Genomic DNA, 14,760 nt, shown 5'->3' on the forward strand with positions numbered 1-14,760 from the left:
GATACCCGCCAGGATGGCAGGCTTGGTTCACTTCTGGGCCACGGCCGTGGTGGCCGCAGCCTGGGCCTGAATGCCCAGCACCTCGTTGTAGAGGGCACGGTGCGCCGCCGCGATGGTGGCGTTGCCGCCGAACTCGGCATCGATGGACCAGGCACGGAACAGCACGAAGTGCCGCAGGGCGTCCATCCAGCGCTCAGGAACCGAGGTCGTGCCGTTTTCGTCGGCCAAGTCCACAGCCGCGACACCCACCATGGCGCGCACCTTAGTGCCGGCGGCCACGGGCGGATAGACCAGGAATTCCTGCGGCGTGCCCAGGTCGTGCATGTAGTGCTGCACTTCGCGGCCCGGAGAGCCCGAGCGCCAGGCGCCGGCCACGGCGTCCAGCACCCACAGGTCGGTCTTGGTGATGCGCCGCTGCGTGGCGTTGGCGTTGTTCGTGATGTCGATCAACGTGAGCATGTCGGCCGGCAGCTCCTGCCGCCACCCGGCGGCCAGCACCAGTTCGCGCGGCTGGGCCATCTGGTCGGGCCGCTGCTCGGCAAAGGCGCGCTGCGCCGCGTTGAACCAGTCCAGCAGATCCACGCGGGTCCAGCGGATGTGCCCTTTGTCCTGCAGGTCGCGCGCTGCATCGTCCAGCAGTTGGGCCACGGTCAAAGCCATGATGCCCTCCCCCGCGAGCCGCGGCTGGTGTTGGAGCGCCACACGTCGGCTGTGGCGTCATCCATGGCGCGCTGGAAGAACGCCAGGGCCACGCCGGCCTGGTCGGGCTTGTAGTAGTCCGTGCCCTCAGTGGCTAGCAGCTCGCCCCTGGCGCCCTCGCGGATCGCCTCATGATAGAGCGAGGCCACCTCGTCGGGCACGCTGTTGCCGCGCAGGGACGGCATCAGCGAGGCGTAGACCTGCAGCCGGCCGACACTGCCCGTGCGCACAGTGAATTCACGCAGGTTCGTCGTGACCAGGTAGAGCTTGCCGCGCAGCTCATGCTGCCAGGGATCGGCCGGCAGGTCGCGCGCCTTGGCCACCTCCAGCGGGCGCCCGGCCAGCGTGGCGCGCTCCAGGCGCAGCAGCTCGGCGCCCTGGGGCAGCTCAAAGGTGTATTCGGCGAAGGCCTCGCCGGTCACGTCCGTAGGCTCCAGCCATTCCTGCCAGGCGCGCGTTGCCTTGAGAAAGGTGCGCGCGGCGCGGTTCAACGCCAGGTGAATGAGCGGTACCGGCGCCTTGGGGGCAGCCAGTACCAGCTCAGGCATCCAGTTCTCCCAGCTGGCCATGGTGCGATCAGCCGGTCACGTTGGAAGCGCGCGAGGCCTTGCGCACGCGGCCGGTGGGAGTGGAGTCGGACTCCTGGGGCATACCTGTGCCGCCGTCCAGATCGTCCTCATCGCCCGGGCCCACGCCGGGCGAGAAGGTGCCGCGCGAGGATGGAGCCTTGCCGTCCAGGGCCGCGCGGCGGGCTTCGCGCTCGGCGGCCAGGCGCTGGAATTTCTGCTCGGCGTCGAACTCCTCCTCGGTCTGGAAGTTGCCAGCGCGCAGGTGTTCGGCATGAGCCTCGTTCTCGACCTCGCAGGCCAGCGGCTTGCCCTCGAAAACATAGGTGGCGCCCTTGATGCGCACGATCAGGGTTCCGTCCTTGCGTGCGGGCAGCGAAGTGAACAGCTTCATGATGATGGTTCTCCGGGGTTAAAAAAGCCCCGGCGGCCAATGCCACCGGGGAAAGCCCCTTGCGGGGGCGCACACATGAGCGCGCTGTCAGGCGTTCGTGTAGATCAGGTCCAGCGTGAACAGGCCGGCAGCCGTGCCTGCGCCCGAAACCTTGAGGATGATGCGTCGGTCTTCATCCTTGGTTGCGAGTTTGGCGAAGGCCGCTGGCACGAGGTGCGCGTAACCACCGGCTGCACCCACATCGTTGTCCGTCACCCAGGCGCCGCCGCCGTCGTCGGCCGCTGTGCTGATGTCGCCGGCCGCATCCGCCAGGCCAATGGAGGCCTTGAAGCCCGCGCCCAGGGCAGCAGGCACGCGGATGTACAGCGACACGGGCAGCATGCCGGCGGGCAGGATGCCGATGACGCCACGGGTACCCACTGCGTGGTCTGCCACGGCCAGGGGCTGGCCGAAGCGCGAGCGCACCAGCTCGGAGCCGCCGGGGGTGATGGGGGCCTGATGGCCCGCGGCCACGGCACTGAGTTGTTTGAAAGCCATGAATGACTCCTTTCGTTCGGTGGGGATCAGCGCGAAGCAGCGGCCGTGTCGATGCCGTAGACGCCGTGATCCTGCTTCTCGCCCTCGATCTCGAAGACCGACTTCTTGACGCCGAAGATGGACGAAGTGGTGATCACGACCTGGTTGCCGTTGTCGCGGGTTTCCTCATGCCAGCCGTAGCGCATGCCCGTGCCCGGCGAGCCGAAGGCCATCACGCCCGCCTGCGCGCCCATGAACAGCGCGCGCGCCGTTTCCAGGTCGCCCGTGGCGCCGTGGGTGTTGTGGCGAATCACGTTGCGGTGCGAGTGCAGCACCACGTTGCGGTACATGCCCAGCGCGCTCTTGAACAGCGGCGACTTGAAGCCCACGGCCGCAGCCGCGGCCTTTTGCAGCTCCAGCCAGCCGCCCGTGCCGGTTTCCTTGCGCAGGTCGTCTTCCTGGAAGGTGTGCATGACCATGACGAACACTTCCTCGCCATCGACCACGCAGGGCTGCATGACGGGGATGTTGGTGGCGCCGCCACCCTGGCTGTCTGCGCGAACGCGGGCACGGTCCACCACGGCCAGCGACATCTTGTCGGTGGCATCCAGGTTGGCCACCGCCGTGGCATCGCCGCCGAACAGGTGCTGGTTGGGCGTGGGCGCCGTCAGCGGGTTCTTGGCACGGCCCTGGTAGCCCAGCGGCAGGATGAAGTTGGCATTGACGCCGCGCGAGCCCGACAGGTAGGTGAAGGTCAGCTCATCCTGGAAACGGCCCCACCAGTTGGCCTGCTGCTGCTTGGCGCGCATGCGCAGATCGTGCAGCGTGCGCTTGCGCGACATGCGGCCACCGGTGTTGACGCCGCCGCGCGCCTGGTCGATGTACAGCTCATCGGTATAGAAACGCTGCCCTTCTTCCTTGCCCTCCAGCACATCGTCGCCCTCGACGGGCGCCATGCGCAGCTCGGCCAGCAGATCATAGCTGACCAGGTCACCCGCCTCGGATTCCAGATCCGTCAGCAGTTGGATTGGCGTCTTGGCGCCCTGGCCCACGGCCGCGAAGCGCTTGCCGAAGTACGAGGCTTGAGAGACATCGAGAGCCAGGTCGCCGGAAAAGCGCTTGACCGCGCGGGGGCTGTTCACGCCCACCACTGTTTTGCCCATAGGAGTGCTCCTGTGTGGTAGCGAGCACTCCAGCGCCCCGGTTGAAAAATGGTTCAGCCCTCAAGATGGCAGGCTTGGTACGGGCCGCGAGGCAGCTGCGATCTTTCGCACGCAGGTCTCGGGCTCCGCCGCGATCACCATGCGCGCGGCCTGCCCCTTCTTGTATTCCAGCTGGATGCGGACGCCGCCCACCTCCAGCACATCCCCCGTGCGCAGCTCGATGAAGATGCGGCGCACGCCGGGCGTCGATGCTGCAGCCTGTGCCATGGGGCCCTTCACACCGAGCGCAGGAACTGCGCACGCTTTTCTTCGGACAGGCGGCCCAGCGCGCGCTCGTAGTCCAGGCCGGTGAGCTTGTCCAGCTCGGCGAACTCGTCGCCCGCGGGATCGGCATCGCCCGCGCCGCCGGGCACGTCGGCCAGGTTGGTGACTATGTCGGACGGATCGGCCCGGCGCCGCATGTCCACGGACTTTTTGGTGGTGGGGATTCCATGCAGGGCCAGAACACGCCTGTGCGCTTCCTCCAGAAACCAGCGAAAAGGCCTGTGCTGGTTGGCGGGAGCTGCCCCAAGTGCCTTGACGAAAGCGTCCAGGTCAGCCTGTTTTTCCAAGTCCGCGTGGTAGTTCACGCGACCCAGTTCAGGCATTTTTGCAGCGTCATCCAGGAACGTGTGGATGGAGTGGGTCCATGCATCCATTTCAGACTGCTGGCGCATTTCCGCAGAGACAGTGGCACGCGTTTTCACATCGCGTAGCTGGTCACGCTCATCTTGCAGCCTGTCCAGTTCAGCCTCCATTTCCGAGTGGTCCAGATCACCGTCGTTGAACCTGCGGCGGACTTCGGCCATGGCAGATTTGTTGGCCCAGACCTGGTCCTGGTAATCCAAGGGCAGATCCACCCTGTAGCCAGATGGCAACGGCTTAGAGGATCCCCCGGCGCCGTGGCGTTCGGCATTGTGGTCTGTTTCGGGCGAATGGCTCGTTGACGCTTCCTCCCCGGCTTTCAGCGTGGATGCTGGCGCGTCATCACTGTCACGGCCATCGGCTTGCCCCATTGGTTCATCTTCGGGGCTCCCATCGAGACTGCCACGGCCCAACGCAGCAAGTGCTGCCGCATTGTCCTCGCTGGGGTCATAGTCGTCTTCCTGCAACGTGGCGCGCTCGGCTTCGGACAGAAGGCGCAGTTGGTCGTCTTGATTGGTCATGGTTGGCAGTTCCTGATGTGCGTGCTCAAGGGAGATTGGCAGGCTTGGCACGGGGCCAGGCATCACCCATCAATCGGACGTCAGCGGCATGGCCATCAGCCGCTCGCGCGATGTCTGCACCGCGCTGTGCCATTCTTGTACCTCGCTCTGCCAGACTTTCGAGTAAGGCTGTGCAGGTGCTGGCGTACTGGGCAAGAGAGGGCCGGGTAGCTGCGCTGATACGTTCTGGCAAACCGGCGAAGTCACCGCGCAAGCCTGCAGCAGCAATGTGCATGTCGCGCAGGCTGCGCTCGAGATCCTGCTGGACCAGCGCATTGCGCTGCTGGGTACGTTGGAATGTGGCAAGTGCATCGTCAAGTCCCTTGGAAAAAGCAGCCATGTCCTGCGCGGCCTGGCGCACACGGGACAGTTCGTCGCTGACAGCCTGTTGCCTCAGTTGCTCCAGGCGCACTCCGTAGCGTTGATCCTGAGTCCACCACGCGCAACCTGCACCGAGGATGAAGGCCAGTCCTGCAGCCATGGACTGGACGAAGAAGCGGGAGCTCAAGGCATGACCCTCCACTCTCGGCAGATTTCGCCATTCGCATCGCCTCGCAGTTGCAGCCCCGGCAGAACGGTGGAAACGCCCTTGACCGTGCCCCTATTCCAGCGAGGGTTCTCGTTGCAGGCCCCTGCCAGATCACCGGCGTTGGCTTTGCGCCGCAGCGTGCTGGAAGCCAGGCTACCCGCCCCCTTGTTGTGCACGAAGTCGATGAATTGCCCTTGCACGAATGGGTCATACGCCGCCCAGTCCACAAGCATTTGCCGTGCATGGCGCTCTGCAATCAGGTAGCGGCCAAGTTCCAGTGCATAGCAGTCTGAGGAGCTGTACCAGCGGCCCGCCGTGACCCCCTCTCCAGTGATGCCATTGCAGACAGTCAGTGGCTGGCCCTTGCCCAGCTTGTCGACATAGGGCATTCCCACATGGCGCCCGCTGCTCTCGTAGAACGAGCCCAGTACCATCGCAACCTTCACGCCGGGCGAGGTTTGGGTATCTGCCGCAACGGCCTGCACATAGGGATCGTTGAGTGCCGGGCCGTCAATGTGCCGGGCCACGATTGCCCCTCCACTGCCCAACCCGGCCAGCAACACCAGCGCGGCCAGCCGGCCTGCCAGCCATGCCGGCACCTTGGAAGTCTGCTCAGCCATCATGCATTCCCCTGGGCATGCACCCATGGCCCGGCAGTTCGCCCAGGCAAGGCGGCGGTCCATTGATCTTGCATCATTGCCCACCTTCCTCGTCTAGGGCATTGCGCGTACCGCTGCGGCGCATGAGGCTCATGCGCAATTCGTGCTCAGCCTGATCACGAGCTTCTTCCGCCAACTTCAGTTGAAACTCCTTGCGGCGGTAGTACCAGCTGACCGAAAAGCCTGCGACCCCCACCACTATGCCGATAGCGACACCGGCTTCGGAGGTCAAGAGCCAGCCAAAGCCACCCAGTCCGAGTCCGCTCCAGCCGACCTTGCTGCTCATGGCCGCCGCCGCCCCAGCGTTTGTTGCGTTGGCCGCAGCTTCGAGCGCGGCCTGCGTGACGTCATTGCCCATCCATCACTCCTTGTTGTTCAAACTGGGCGAGGCGACCCGACATCGAATCGAGATGCTGGCGGCTCAAGGCCTGGATTTGCGCCACGCGCTCGCGCGAATCGGCCTCGATGCACGCCACCTGCAGGCGCACGTCCTCGTCTGCCCGGATCTGCAGCGTCTTGTTGGCGAGGTCTGCATTGGCCTTGGCAAGTTGCTGGCGCATGTTGTCCAGCTCAACGTCCGCATCGCGCCGCACTGAGGCGGCCGCACCCGCCATGCGCAAGGCCAGAGCCTGGTCCCCGCCGCTGGCACGCATGTGCTCGGCCTCGGCCTCCAGCTTCTCGGCACGGGCATTGACTTCACGGACCTTGGCCACCTGCTCGGCAAGCGCCTGGCGCGCGCCCTCCTGCTGCATTTGCAGGGCCTCGGCCTGGGCCTGCATCTGCTGCTGCATCTGTTGCTGCTCTTCGGGTGTAAGAGGTTTGGCGGGGTCGCGCTCACCGGTCAGCTTGCGCATCTCATCTGCGATCTGCTCCCTATTGGGCAGGTCGGAGTAGTCCATGGCGATGGTCAACAGGCGCAACGCAGCCTCGGGCGGCATGCGGCCGGCCATCTGTGAAAGCGACTCGAACATGACCTGGCGCAACGTGCCCGCATAGTCCTGCTCGGACACAATGAAATCAGCCAGGCTTGCTGTGATGTCGTTGAGGTAGCGCACGCTGCCATCCGGCTGCAGCTCGGGCAGGTTGATGCGTACCCAGTCGAGACGCCCTTTGTGGCCTGACAGACGAATGACCTTTTCCTCCGTGTACCACTGCTCGATCAGGCTCAGTTGCTTCTCGCCCTGGATCTGCACAGCCAGCCGGTGATTGTCGAATGGCTGTGTGGTCACAACCGATCCTTGCATCTGGCGCGCCTTGATCGCAATGCCGGAGCTGGCATTCGTCTGCCGGCCCAGGTTCTCGCTGCCGATGCCGGCGGACTTCTGTATCGCCTGGGTATCCAGGTTCATCATCTGCATCTGGCCGGAGGCCATCTCGCTGTCGCGGTGCACCTCGAATTTCCGTCCGGCGCGATAGATCACGACCCCATCGGGCTGATTGATTTCCTCGCGCGCCTCGTTGATATCGTCGAAGGCGCCCTTCTCGGCGAATATCTGGTTGGTGGACAACAGGAACAATGCTTTGCTGGCCCGCTTGTTCAGGTCCATTTGCAGATCGCGTACACGCCGCACCACGCCATAGGGCATGCGATCGCGGCCGCGGCGATAGCACCAGATGGGCGTGAGGCTGAAGCTGTTGTGCCGCATGGGCATGGGCCCCAGCGCAAGCAGATGGCCTTCGGTGAATACGGCCACGTGCATGCGCATGACCACCCGGTCCACGATGGCCCCGCCAGCCTGACCGATGGCTTCCATCAAAGCCTGGTCCCAGGGTTCGACGAACGCGCCCTTGAACGGCCCTTCGGTCACGACGCGAACCGAGGCCGGCATGCGGAACTGGCACTCGATCAACCGCACGCGGCGGCGCTGCTCGTCATCGGCATCGCCATAGCCACTGGCCAGGCCACCCCGCGAATACTGACTGGAGGAATGGCCCTGGTAATGGAATGCGTCCTCAGCCCACTGCTGCGCGCTGTGCTCCTGTCCCTGCTCCACTGCACGCTGCAGCACGTCGCGGCGAGCTGGGTACATGGTGATGGCCACATCCTCGTCCACCCAACGGGTGCGGAAGATATAGCGCGCATCGCTCAGATCGTTTTCCATGGCCATGGAGTCCCAGAGCACGTTGCGCCAGTCTTCGTACTTGGAGTAGATGATGTCCTTGGTTGGGTCGTTCCGTACCCCGTCGTCCAGCCAGCCGACACCCACCTTGATGGTGTCTTCAAAAGCCCGGCTGCGGTTGAAGCCCGTGCGATTCACATCGGACACGTACTTGAGCACCTTGGTCTTGATGTCAGCCATCTGCACGCCTTCCTCGGTACGTGGCAGCACGCTCCAGTCCACGCGCGCTCGCCGCTCCGTACCAATCAGCCAGTCGCACATCACGGCCACCTCGTTGAATACCAGGGGCACCTGGCCGCGCCCCTCCAGCGTGGCTGCGTCGGCAGGATCCCATTGGTCGCCGTCGTAGTAGTCGGCGTCGATGGACATCTGCAGGCGGTTCTCGGCCTGGATCTCGCGTTCGCGGTAGTACCAGCTCAGGAGCTTTCGCAGCGTATTGCGGGCCTCGGCCTGGTCCAGCGGATGCTGGGGCGCTGTGTCCACCACATCGAAAGCCAGCGGCTCATCGTTCAGGACGTGCTCGCCCACGCCTGCTCGGCGGTTGAAGCGGGGTTCAAGCAGGGACATACTCGGCCCCCACATCAGGAACGGTCAAAGCCTGCGCTGCAATTTCCTTGCCTTCCATCTTGATCACCAGCTGACCGAACTCGCGGCCCCGGCGCTCCCATGGCGGCTCGCTGGGCATGGCCACCAGATCAGGCAACCCTTCATTGATGATGGTGGCCACCCGCACCCAGTTGGCCCGGCTGGGTTCAATACCCAAAACCTCGCAAGCCTTCACGCACATGCGTGCAAGGTAAGACGGATGGTCATAGAGATAGGCGGCGCTCTCCATCACCACATACCAGGGCGCTTTGGGACGCAGACTGGGGATCAGGACCAGGGCCCTCTCTCCATTGATCCAGGTGTAGATGGCCAGCAGGTCGCCGTGCCGGCGGTGGAGGTGGGACTTGCGAAGATCGATGCATGCAGGCATGCCATGACAATGGCAGGCTTGGCACGGTCTCAACGCGCCATGCCGCCTCCGCGCCGCCGATTCCTCATCGCGCCCTGGGTCGCGTTATCCATGCGCGGCAGGGCCATGGCCAGATAGCGCCACACATCTGCGCCGTGGCTGGCGTCGTCATGCAGCGGCGCGCCAGGCTCCTGGGTTCGGGGGTCTATCTGGCGCCGATACCGGCTCAGGCAATCCAGCAATTGGGCGCACCTGCCGGCATCGACATAGGCCTGGGCAAAGATGCCACGCGCCATCCGTATGCCGGCCTCCAGCCCGAATCGCTCGAGCACCTCGACCTCTCGGCCCATATCCTGCAGGATCTGCTGCGAAGTCTGCCCGGTCTTGAAGTCTCCGTGCGCGCCATCGTGCGGGAGGAAGTCTGTGCCCCATAGATAGGGGAGTTTTTCCATCTCCTGCACGTACCACTCCAAGGTCTTCTGGTGGCCTTGCATGAAATGAATGATCCGAAAGTCCACGGCCGTGCGCTGCACGAAAGCGATCGCCATGTCGTCGGCCCATCCCAGGTCCCAGACAGTATGCACGGGCAACCTGGGATTGCAGGGGACGGGGCAAACGCGGCCGTCGTTGTGCAGGCGCTCCACCTCCTTGGCGTAGATGGCACCAGCCAGGCTGCGTCTGGGACGGCCCTCCCAGATGTTCCAATAGCTGTCTGGATCACGCTTGAAATGGCGTCCCCGTTCCTTGTCCAGCACATCGGGAAACCATGGGTTGTCGCGCCAGTTGATTTCGCAGAGCCAAGTATCACCATCCGCATGGGTGATGAAGCGGTCATAGGTTGGGTCACTGGCCAGGCCAGGATTGAGCGTCAGCCAGATCTCGGATCCTGGACGCCGAATGGTGGGCACCAGCACCTCCCAACTGCCCGCGCTGACGCCCTGCGCCTCCTCCACCCAGACGATATCGATCGCCTCGAACGACTTGATGGAGTTCACCGTATGGGCCTGCAGGCCTGCGAACAGGATCAGTGTTCCGTTGGCTCCGCGGATTTCCGTACCCAGCACCTCGTAGAACGCCCCCAACCCCAGGGCCTCGATCTGGTCCTGCAACAGGCGATGCACAGACTCGCGCATGGACTTCTGCACCTCGCGGGCACAAAGGATGCGCAAGGGGCGGTTGCTGCCAAGCACCAGCAAGGCCATGGCAACGGACCACGACTTCGCCCCTCCGCGGCCACCGTACATGACCTTGAACCGCCGCGGCTCGAAGAGCGGCCTGAGCTTGAGCGGGAACTCGACGGTGACGCGCGAGCGCTCGACCTCATAATCGGCTGCAAAATCAGGAGGCTCGCCCGAAGGCAGGCTGTCGAGCGCGAGCATCGGCAATTCATCAGACATGGTGCTCATGCACGCTCCTCGCGAGGATCGTCACTGCGCCGGGGTGGCTCAATGAAATGCACTTCGAAGTGCCCCATGCCCATGCTTTTCTGAGCGGTGTCCCGCTGGTACAGGCCGTGATAGCGCATCAGTTTCTCTATCACATCCAACTGGCTGCGGAGGCTGATCTCCGTGCCGTACTTGCCTTCCTTTGCGCCACCGAACAGCGCCAGCGCACCGCGCCCAAGGCCGCGCGTGTCCTTGACGACCGTGCGTGGCAGGCCGGCGCCAAAACACTCAGGGCACTCCGCCAGGGGGGGACGGTGGGCCTCGTAGCCCACCCCGCCGAGCTCGGGAAAGTCCTGAAATTGCTTGCCGGCATCAATCCACTTTTCACGCTTGGAGTTGTACTCGGACAGCGTGTACTGGTAGCCATGGGCGGCTCCGTAGCAATGCCGGCAGCACGATACGTGAACCTCGACCAGATCGCGCGGATCGGCCATCAGCATTTCATGGAGCCGGCGCACCACTTCCTCGGCCCGAACCTCGGCATGCTCCGCGACGCGTTGGCTGCACTCCCTGACATAGTCCTGCACCCGTGGATCCTTCAGCAGCCTGGCGCCCTGAGATGCCGCAGAGGATGGACTGTAGCCTGCGGCGACTGCCGCCCGCGTGGCATTGAAACCCGATGCAACGTACTCCCGTGCAAAGCAACGATGCCGCTCCTGCGTGCTGCTGTGCTGACGGGAGGAGGAGATTTGCTCCTCCCCGGAAAGGACGGTGTTGGAGATTAGCGTTTTCATGCCTGCGAACCTGTCAGGCTTGGGACGCGCCATCAGGCAGGCCCGAAGAATTCGCAGGCACCTCGCGACGGTCGCAGATCAGTCGGTAGCGCAGAACAGGCTTGCGCCCGGGCAATTCGGTGAGCCTGGCTTGGACCAGGCCCCGCCCCGTCAGGTACTGCAGCCCCCAATCGATCTCTCCTTTTGAACGCCCTAGCGCCAGCACCAGTTCGCAATGGAAGAACCAGCGGTCTGGCAGTTGCTGCAGATGGCGCAACAATGCGTCCGTACCACTGCCTGGGCGCACGACTCCGGCTGGGCGAGGGTTGTGACTCCTGGGCCGGCCATCCTTTCGGCCTTGCAGTTGCCCCGCCAGCCAGTTGATCGCTTCGTCTCCCATACGTTCAGACCTTTCCTGCACGGGCTTCAGCCAGGCTCAGATGTGGCAACCAACGAGCCGATCCGGCATGGATGGCGCACACCGGGCCGCGCCGTTCAGGCCACTGGAATACGTTGTTGCGAAAAAGCGTGGAATTCAAGGTTCTACCCTTTCAATGGAAGGCTGGGAAACGGGGCGGCTCTGGGCACGGCAGGGGGCGATTGGTGCCACAGCGCAGCAGGCAGGGACGTCAGGACGACGGAGATAGGCTGTGGAGGGCATTCGGACAAGTCTGGACAGTCATCGCGGCCACCCATCCATGCCCATGGCCTGCATGGCATTGCGAAGCACTGCGCGGGTGATGGTCTGGTCACCGGCCCGGGTTCGGGCCAGGATGCGGCGCGCCCAGTCCTTGCCATCGCCTACAGGCACCAGTTGCACACGGACAGGCGAAGCACCAGGTGCTGGCAGACGAGTCCACCCCTGCAACTCGGCATGTGTGCTGCGCGGGGTGGCGGCACGGCACAGCGCTTCAAACTGAGGCAGATGCGGCGGGAAATCCGGATGGGCCGCAGGCAGTCGGGCCACGGCTGTTTCAATCACACTGGAGTCGTATTTCGCCAGCGCTGCACTCCAGACACGCATGGCCGCGCGGACCCCGAGATCTCGCCCGCCATCATCCAGAACGCCTGTGGCGAATTTGCTCAGAAACAGCGAACCGTAGGACCCCTGCATGACCAGGAACAGGTTTTTCACGGCGGAACTCGCGGCCTGCTGCCGGAGCTCTCCCGTTATCGCAACGGACGACAGGGCGGAAATGCTCTGCATGCCTACGCCTCCATGATGGCCGCGTAAGCTGCGCCGTGCCTGCCCACGGGGACGGAGCGACGAATCGCGGCCCTCGTCGGTGGCGGTAGTGCGGCAGCCAGCCATTCCAGCGGTTGCAGCGGCCTGGCCTGGGCGCAGGCACGCAGCCTGTCGATCAACGCATCGTCCCCATGGACCTTGCGCAACCCGCCAAGGAAGGACCGTGCCTGTCTTTCCGGCGTACCCGAGTTGACCAGCAGAGACAGCCCATAGCCGAAAATGATCTCGCTGCAGTCGCTGGCAGGAACGGGCTGGCGGATCGAACCGCCAGGATTGGAGCGAACATCAGGGTGTCCCTGTCTCTTTCCCTTTCCCTGTCCCTTGGAGGCGCTTTCCGCAGAGACCGCAACACAGCTTCCACGGGACACCGGAGCACTGTCCCCAGGGACACTGTCATCTTGTTCCCCCGGACATGCGTAACCGTCCCCGGACATGGACAGCACCTGTCCAGTGGGACGGCCGCAATCTATCCATTCCTCATACGATGGACGGCGCACATCTGTCCCGTGCCTGTCGTTGTGCTTTTTGATGCGGCTGCATTCGGTGCGCCAACGCTGCAGCAACTTGGCACTCCAGGCATCGCGAACCTTCTCCGCTACCACCGCGTGGTGGTAGCGTCCGTCACTGCATAGCACCCAGCCTCGCATGGCTCCCTCACGCACGCGTTTCCACTTGGGGTCAATACGTCCCCGCAGGGCATAGCCCGCCTGTTTCGCGATCCAGGCATCGTTGTCCGGCATGGAGCCAGCGGGAACTTGGTGCCAGGCGGCAGACCACAGCAGCACGGCGGCCCAGCATGCATCGGGGGTCTCGTTGGCCGCCAGGTCCGAATCTCTCAGCCGGGCGACATCCAGTGGCATGAACGGAAAGTCGGAAAGATCACAGTCGCAGGGCACCATGGGCTCAGGCAGAACGACATTGCATTGGCTTGTCATGCGCACCTCCCATGGCCTATCGAGCGAGCTTCGTTCTGGAAACGTGCCCTTTCGGTCAATGGCAGCGCATCCAGGGAAAACCTGCCGCCCCCCAAAGCCACCATCACGTCAGCCAGCCCCAACTCCACTTTCCCGCCGCCATAGACCAGCTTGCTCAGCAGCCCTGGCGTGGTGCCACACCGCTCGGCGAACTCGGCACGCCCGCGACGATCCAGCTCACAAAAAAACAATTTGAATGGGTTCATGCAGCACATGATACCCAAGGAACCTACAAAAAGATACCCAAAGGTATCTTGTACCCACAGGTACTCAACGCGAAAATCAGACCATGGATCAGCACACACGCCTGCAACAACTTCTTACAATCGTCTGCTCGGAATTCACCCAAGGCAATCGGGCCGCGATGGCACGCGCCATAGGAAAGGACGCAAGCTACGTCAACCGACTTTTCTACCCTCAAGACAAGAAGGGCGCCAAAGGAATTGGGCAAGAGTTGATGGAAGCCACGCGGACGGCATTCGATCTGCCGCGCGGATTTTGGGAAATGACACCCAATGAGGCAGCCGCAGCTCTAAAGCACACCCCCGACCTGGTGGAAAATACCAACAAGAAACTCACACGAGATGAAATAGTGATTCGACAGTACTCCACAGGTGGCGCCATGGGCGGCGGACTGGTCTTGCGAGACCAGCCCGGCGTCATCAACAGCTGGAGCGTGAACAGTGAGTGGGCCCAGAAAAACCTCCCCTACGTGACGTCCTATGACAACCTGGCCATCGTGACGGGCTTTGGAGACTCCATGCTGGGGATGTTCAATCCAGGCGATCCGCTCCTGGTGGACACTGGCGTCAGGGAGTGCGAGTTCGATGGTGTCTACTTCTTCTCGGTCGACGGAGAAGGCTTTATCAAGCGCCTTCAGCGAATTCCCGGCGAGGGCATTCTGGTGATCAGCGAGAACAAGAAATACCGGGAGTGGTACATCAAACCCGGCATGAACCTTCAGATCCTGGCCAAGGTGCTGCGCGCCTGGGAAAGCAAAGTCTACTAACCCGCACAGAAGACTACCAAGCCACCCTCAGGGGTGGCTTTTTTTGTCAACAATACCCATAAATACCCAAAGGACAATACCCAAGGAACCATCCAAAACAGAACCTTAAGGTATATTCAAGACATCGGTTCCAGCAACCACGCACACCCACCTCGCCTTGCCACATCGATTGCAGACAGCCATGAAAGCAAACGCGTCTACAGCCTGCTGGGCCCACACGGCGGCATCCAGCCATGCCAGCAGCGAAGGCCACGAGCAGTATCTCGCCGAGTACCTGGATGCCTACGTGCTGGAAAACTACGGACCGCCTTGGGTCGCCGAGTTCATCCAGGAGGCCTTGCATGACATGCCCTACCGCGTTGCCCAACAGATTGCCATCGATGGTGAAAAGCAATGTCCAAAAGGCCTCGAAAGCATGGGCATCACGCTGGACGCCTGGATAGGCGGCTACGCCCGCATGCGCGCAACGCAAGTGCTCGCCCCAAGACCAGGAAGCCTGGCATCCCATAAGCCCTGCTGTTGAACAGC

20 protein-coding genes are annotated in these 14,760 nt (G+C 63.3%); 2 read left to right on the plus strand and 18 right to left on the minus strand.

The window, feature by feature from the left end; all coding sequences use genetic code 11:
- Positions 1–27 precede the first annotated feature (27 nt).
- The 18 genes from DELCS14_RS20060 to DELCS14_RS20140 all read right to left on the minus strand — a co-directional run bounded on the left by DELCS14_RS20060 (position 28) and on the right by DELCS14_RS20140 (position 13,429).
- Positions 28–660: a DUF6682 family protein gene (locus DELCS14_RS20060; protein ID WP_013803288.1), complete on the minus strand. Its 633-nt coding sequence runs from the start codon at positions 658–660 to the stop codon at positions 28–30.
- On the minus strand, positions 651–1,247 hold the full coding sequence (locus tag DELCS14_RS20065) for a hypothetical protein (protein WP_013803289.1): 597 nt from the start codon (positions 1,245–1,247) through the stop codon (positions 651–653). Before DELCS14_RS20065 ends, DELCS14_RS20060 begins: the two co-directional genes overlap by 10 nt.
- A gap of 28 nt (positions 1,248–1,275) precedes the next feature.
- On the minus strand, positions 1,276–1,659 hold the full coding sequence (locus DELCS14_RS20070; protein ID WP_013803290.1) for a hypothetical protein: 384 nt from the start codon (positions 1,657–1,659) through the stop codon (positions 1,276–1,278).
- 87 nt (positions 1,660–1,746) lie between these two features.
- Positions 1,747–2,196, minus strand: a complete 450-nt coding sequence (locus DELCS14_RS20075; RefSeq protein WP_013803291.1) for a hypothetical protein — start codon at positions 2,194–2,196, stop codon at positions 1,747–1,749.
- 26 nt (positions 2,197–2,222) lie between these two features.
- Entirely contained in the window at positions 2,223–3,338 is a 1,116-nt protein-coding gene (locus DELCS14_RS20080) for a N4-gp56 family major capsid protein (protein ID WP_013803292.1), read from the minus strand.
- Positions 3,339–3,398: 60 nt separating this feature from the next.
- Positions 3,399–3,605, minus strand: coding sequence for a hypothetical protein (locus DELCS14_RS20085; RefSeq protein ID WP_013803293.1), 207 nt, complete (start codon positions 3,603–3,605; stop codon positions 3,399–3,401).
- Between the two features lie 8 nt (positions 3,606–3,613).
- The gene (locus DELCS14_RS20090) at positions 3,614–4,543 is read right to left on the minus strand and encodes a hypothetical protein (protein ID WP_013803294.1); all 930 of its coding nucleotides are present in this window, start codon (positions 4,541–4,543) and stop codon (positions 3,614–3,616) included.
- 25 nt (positions 4,544–4,568) lie between these two features.
- Positions 4,569–5,090 (minus strand): hypothetical protein, encoded by a 522-nt coding sequence (locus DELCS14_RS20095; RefSeq protein ID WP_080736826.1) that lies wholly within the window; start codon positions 5,088–5,090, stop codon positions 4,569–4,571.
- Positions 5,087–5,734 (minus strand): endolysin, encoded by a 648-nt coding sequence (locus DELCS14_RS20100; RefSeq protein WP_013803295.1) that lies wholly within the window; start codon positions 5,732–5,734, stop codon positions 5,087–5,089. The genes DELCS14_RS20095 and DELCS14_RS20100 overlap by 4 nt, the downstream gene beginning before the upstream one ends.
- A gap of 70 nt (positions 5,735–5,804) precedes the next feature.
- Complete coding sequence (locus DELCS14_RS20105; protein WP_013803296.1) at positions 5,805–6,128, minus strand: holin; 324 nt, start codon at positions 6,126–6,128, stop codon at positions 5,805–5,807.
- Positions 6,118–8,457 (minus strand): hypothetical protein, encoded by a 2,340-nt coding sequence (locus DELCS14_RS20110; RefSeq protein WP_013803297.1) that lies wholly within the window; start codon positions 8,455–8,457, stop codon positions 6,118–6,120. Before DELCS14_RS20110 ends, DELCS14_RS20105 begins: the two co-directional genes overlap by 11 nt.
- Complete coding sequence (locus tag DELCS14_RS20115) at positions 8,444–8,866, minus strand: hypothetical protein (protein WP_013803298.1); 423 nt, start codon at positions 8,864–8,866, stop codon at positions 8,444–8,446. Before DELCS14_RS20115 ends, DELCS14_RS20110 begins: the two co-directional genes overlap by 14 nt.
- Positions 8,867–8,895: 29 nt before the next feature.
- On the minus strand, positions 8,896–10,251 hold the full coding sequence (locus DELCS14_RS20120; RefSeq protein ID WP_013803299.1) for a PBSX family phage terminase large subunit: 1,356 nt from the start codon (positions 10,249–10,251) through the stop codon (positions 8,896–8,898).
- On the minus strand, positions 10,248–11,024 hold the full coding sequence (locus tag DELCS14_RS20125; RefSeq protein WP_013803300.1) for a terminase small subunit: 777 nt from the start codon (positions 11,022–11,024) through the stop codon (positions 10,248–10,250). Before DELCS14_RS20125 ends, DELCS14_RS20120 begins: the two co-directional genes overlap by 4 nt.
- Positions 11,025–11,037: 13 nt before the next feature.
- Complete coding sequence (locus DELCS14_RS30155) at positions 11,038–11,403, minus strand: hypothetical protein (protein ID WP_013803301.1); 366 nt, start codon at positions 11,401–11,403, stop codon at positions 11,038–11,040.
- A 279-nt stretch (positions 11,404–11,682) separates the two neighbouring features.
- Entirely contained in the window at positions 11,683–12,210 is a 528-nt protein-coding gene (locus DELCS14_RS20130) for a hypothetical protein (RefSeq protein ID WP_013803302.1), read from the minus strand.
- Positions 12,211–12,212: 2 nt separating this feature from the next.
- Positions 12,213–13,184 carry a DUF1376 domain-containing protein gene (locus DELCS14_RS20135; protein WP_013803303.1) on the minus strand — a complete coding sequence of 324 codons (972 nt, stop codon included), beginning with the start codon at positions 13,182–13,184 and terminating at the stop codon, positions 12,213–12,215.
- The gene (locus DELCS14_RS20140; RefSeq protein WP_141441628.1) at positions 13,181–13,429 is read right to left on the minus strand and encodes a hypothetical protein; all 249 of its coding nucleotides are present in this window, start codon (positions 13,427–13,429) and stop codon (positions 13,181–13,183) included. Before DELCS14_RS20140 ends, DELCS14_RS20135 begins: the two co-directional genes overlap by 4 nt.
- An 83-nt stretch (positions 13,430–13,512) precedes the next feature.
- Here DELCS14_RS20140 and DELCS14_RS20145 point away from each other — a divergent pair, with 83 nt between their 5' ends.
- Both DELCS14_RS20145 and DELCS14_RS29575 read left to right on the plus strand, forming a co-directional pair.
- On the plus strand, positions 13,513–14,232 hold the full coding sequence (locus tag DELCS14_RS20145) for a LexA family transcriptional regulator (protein WP_013803304.1): 720 nt from the start codon (positions 13,513–13,515) through the stop codon (positions 14,230–14,232).
- Between the two features lie 181 nt (positions 14,233–14,413).
- Positions 14,414–14,755, plus strand: a complete 342-nt coding sequence (locus tag DELCS14_RS29575) for a hypothetical protein (RefSeq protein WP_013803305.1) — start codon at positions 14,414–14,416, stop codon at positions 14,753–14,755.
- The last annotated feature ends 5 nt before the right edge of the window (positions 14,756–14,760 follow it).

This window comes from Delftia sp. Cs1-4, from assembly GCF_000214395.1.
GTDB lineage: Bacteria > Pseudomonadota > Gammaproteobacteria > Burkholderiales > Burkholderiaceae_C > Comamonas > Comamonas acidovorans.

Bases quoted from the DNA above. Each gene is read 5' to 3' on its own strand.
- DELCS14_RS30155 (WP_013803301.1), bottom strand. From the start codon at position 11,403: ATGGGAGACGAAGCGATCAACTGGCTGGCGGGGCAACTGCAAGGCCGA.
- DELCS14_RS20090 (WP_013803294.1), bottom strand. From the start codon at position 4,543: ATGACCAATCAAGACGACCAACTGCGCCTTCTGTCCGAAGCCGAGCGC.
- DELCS14_RS20135 (WP_013803303.1), bottom strand. From the start codon at position 13,184: ATGACAAGCCAATGCAATGTCGTTCTGCCTGAGCCCATGGTGCCCTGC.
- DELCS14_RS20100 (WP_013803295.1), bottom strand. From the start codon at position 5,734: ATGATGGCTGAGCAGACTTCCAAGGTGCCGGCATGGCTGGCAGGCCGG.
- DELCS14_RS29575 (WP_013803305.1), top strand. From the start codon at position 14,414: ATGAAAGCAAACGCGTCTACAGCCTGCTGGGCCCACACGGCGGCATCC.
- DELCS14_RS20140 (WP_141441628.1), bottom strand. From the start codon at position 13,429: ATGAACCCATTCAAATTGTTTTTTTGTGAGCTGGATCGTCGCGGGCGT.
- DELCS14_RS20065 (WP_013803289.1), bottom strand. From the start codon at position 1,247: ATGCCTGAGCTGGTACTGGCTGCCCCCAAGGCGCCGGTACCGCTCATT.
- DELCS14_RS20125 (WP_013803300.1), bottom strand. From the start codon at position 11,024: ATGAAAACGCTAATCTCCAACACCGTCCTTTCCGGGGAGGAGCAAATC.
- DELCS14_RS20105 (WP_013803296.1), bottom strand. From the start codon at position 6,128: ATGGGCAATGACGTCACGCAGGCCGCGCTCGAAGCTGCGGCCAACGCA.
- DELCS14_RS20130 (WP_013803302.1), bottom strand. From the start codon at position 12,210: ATGCAGAGCATTTCCGCCCTGTCGTCCGTTGCGATAACGGGAGAGCTC.
- DELCS14_RS20145 (WP_013803304.1), top strand. From the start codon at position 13,513: ATGGATCAGCACACACGCCTGCAACAACTTCTTACAATCGTCTGCTCG.
- DELCS14_RS20115 (WP_013803298.1), bottom strand. From the start codon at position 8,866: ATGCCTGCATGCATCGATCTTCGCAAGTCCCACCTCCACCGCCGGCAC.
- DELCS14_RS20120 (WP_013803299.1), bottom strand. From the start codon at position 10,251: ATGAGCACCATGTCTGATGAATTGCCGATGCTCGCGCTCGACAGCCTG.
- DELCS14_RS20110 (WP_013803297.1), bottom strand. From the start codon at position 8,457: ATGTCCCTGCTTGAACCCCGCTTCAACCGCCGAGCAGGCGTGGGCGAG.
- DELCS14_RS20080 (WP_013803292.1), bottom strand. From the start codon at position 3,338: ATGGGCAAAACAGTGGTGGGCGTGAACAGCCCCCGCGCGGTCAAGCGC.
- DELCS14_RS20070 (WP_013803290.1), bottom strand. From the start codon at position 1,659: ATGAAGCTGTTCACTTCGCTGCCCGCACGCAAGGACGGAACCCTGATC.
- DELCS14_RS20075 (WP_013803291.1), bottom strand. From the start codon at position 2,196: ATGGCTTTCAAACAACTCAGTGCCGTGGCCGCGGGCCATCAGGCCCCC.
- DELCS14_RS20085 (WP_013803293.1), bottom strand. From the start codon at position 3,605: ATGGCACAGGCTGCAGCATCGACGCCCGGCGTGCGCCGCATCTTCATC.
- DELCS14_RS20060 (WP_013803288.1), bottom strand. From the start codon at position 660: ATGGCTTTGACCGTGGCCCAACTGCTGGACGATGCAGCGCGCGACCTG.